Annotated in this window: 1 protein-coding gene; it reads left to right on the top strand. The window is 52.3% G+C overall.

From position 1 onward, the window contains the following. Positions 1-476 (top strand): calcium-binding protein (locus tag AC27K1_RS21685; RefSeq protein WP_487152880.1); only part of this gene is annotated, 476 nt, incomplete at both ends.

The raw sequence follows: 476 nt of genomic DNA, 5'->3' as shown, positions 1-476 counted from the left end.
TGTCGAATCCCTGGATCATACGCTGGGCGGCGCAGACCAGATCACCGCAGGAGAAGGCAATAACCTGATAATTGGTGGTTACGCGGGCGACCAAATCAGTGCTGGTGCCGGGGCAGATATTATCGTCGGCGACAACGGTTCCGCTGAATTCACCGAAGGTCACCTGATCACCCTCAAGAGCACTGACGAAAGTGATGCTACCGGTAGTAATGACACCATTACTGCCGGGAACGGTTTCAACCGCATTATTGGTGGTGCCGGAACCGACATTATCACAGCGGGTATCAATGAAGATCACGTAATAGGTGACCACGGTGTCATGGTCTATGACACGGCGGATATCCTGCAGTCAGCTGAAAGTGCGCTGAATAATCAGGGCGCTCGTGATGTGATCACCCTTTCCAATGGCAACAATGTCGTGATCGCCGGTCAGGGCAATGATGAAGTAACGACTACTGGTGATGATGACATCGTGA

The sequence above is a fragment of the Kistimonas ophiarachnellae genome (assembly GCF_057552235.1).
This window is presented reverse-complemented; position numbering and strand designations above follow the sequence as displayed.